This is a genomic window from Curtobacterium sp. ZW137, from assembly GCF_003762905.1.
Classification (GTDB): domain Bacteria; phylum Actinomycetota; class Actinomycetes; order Actinomycetales; family Microbacteriaceae; genus Curtobacterium.
The window spans coordinates 1-1720 of sequence record NZ_RJKS01000008.1; the positions used below are offsets into that span (position 1 = coordinate 1).

Sequence of the window (1720 nt, forward strand, 5' to 3'; positions counted from 1 at the left end):
GTGCGTCTGGTCCTTGAGAACTCAACAGCGTGCACATTGTCAATGCCAATTTATTGACCCCGTGGCGTTCCACTTGTGGGACGTCCGGAGACAATTCCTTTTGGATTGAAGATTGTCAGTAGACAGTCAACAGTCAAGATCAACTCGGCCTGACGCTTTCGGGTGTTGGGTCTGTAATTTTTTACGGAGAGTTTGATCCTGGCTCAGGACGAACGCTGGCGGCGTGCTTAACACATGCAAGTCGAACGATGATGCCCAGCTTGCTGGGCGGATTAGTGGCGAACGGGTGAGTAACACGTGAGTAACCTGCCCCTGACTCTGGGATAAGCGTTGGAAACGACGTCTAATACTGGATATGATCACCGGCCGCATGGTCTGGTGGTGGAAAGATTTTTTGGTTGGGGATGGACTCGCGGCCTATCAGCTTGTTGGTGAGGTAATGGCTCACCAAGGCGACGACGGGTAGCCGGCCTGAGAGGGTGACCGGCCACACTGGGACTGAGACACGGCCCAGACTCCTACGGGAGGCAGCAGTGGGGAATATTGCACAATGGGCGAAAGCCTGATGCAGCAACGCCGCGTGAGGGATGACGGCCTTCGGGTTGTAAACCTCTTTTAGTAGGGAAGAAGCGAAAGTGACGGTACCTGCAGAAAAAGCACCGGCTAACTACGTGCCAGCAGCCGCGGTAATACGTAGGGTGCAAGCGTTGTCCGGAATTATTGGGCGTAAAGAGCTCGTAGGCGGTTTGTCGCGTCTGCTGTGAAATCCCGAGGCTCAACCTCGGGCTTGCAGTGGGTACGGGCAGACTAGAGTGCGGTAGGGGAGATTGGAATTCCTGGTGTAGCGGTGGAATGCGCAGATATCAGGAGGAACACCGATGGCGAAGGCAGATCTCTGGGCCGTAACTGACGCTGAGGAGCGAAAGCATGGGGAGCGAACAGGATTAGATACCCTGGTAGTCCATGCCGTAAACGTTGGGCGCTAGATGTAGGGACCTTTCCACGGTTTCTGTGTCGTAGCTAACGCATTAAGCGCCCCGCCTGGGGAGTACGGCCGCAAGGCTAAAACTCAAAGGAATTGACGGGGGCCCGCACAAGCGGCGGAGCATGCGGATTAATTCGATGCAACGCGAAGAACCTTACCAAGGCTTGACATACACCGGAAACGGCCAGAGATGGTCGCCCCCTTGTGGTCGGTGTACAGGTGGTGCATGGTTGTCGTCAGCTCGTGTCGTGAGATGTTGGGTTAAGTCCCGCAACGAGCGCAACCCTCGTTCTATGTTGCCAGCGGGTTATGCCGGGGACTCATAGGAGACTGCCGGGGTCAACTCGGAGGAAGGTGGGGATGACGTCAAATCATCATGCCCCTTATGTCTTGGGCTTCACGCATGCTACAATGGCCGGTACAAAGGGCTGCGATACCGTAAGGTGGAGCGAATCCCAAAAAGCCGGTCTCAGTTCGGATTGAGGTCTGCAACTCGACCTCATGAAGTCGGAGTCGCTAGTAATCGCAGATCAGCAACGCTGCGGTGAATACGTTCCCGGGCCTTGTACACACCGCCCGTCAAGTCATGAAAGTCGGTAACACCCGAAGCCGGTGGCCTAACCCTTGTGGAAGGAGCCGTCGAAGGTGGGATCGGTGATTAGGACTAAGTCGTAACAAGGTAGCCGTACCGGAAGGTGCGGCTGGATCACCTCCTTTCTAAGGAGCATCTGGCAT

At 55.5% G+C, this 1720-nt stretch carries 1 rRNA gene; it reads left to right on the forward strand.

Annotation, left to right across the window (positions count from 1 at the left end):
- Nucleotides 1–180: 180 nt before the first annotated feature.
- A 16S ribosomal RNA gene (locus EDF55_RS18565) occupies nt 181–1702 on the forward strand.
- The last annotated feature ends 18 nt before the right edge of the window (nt 1703–1720 follow it).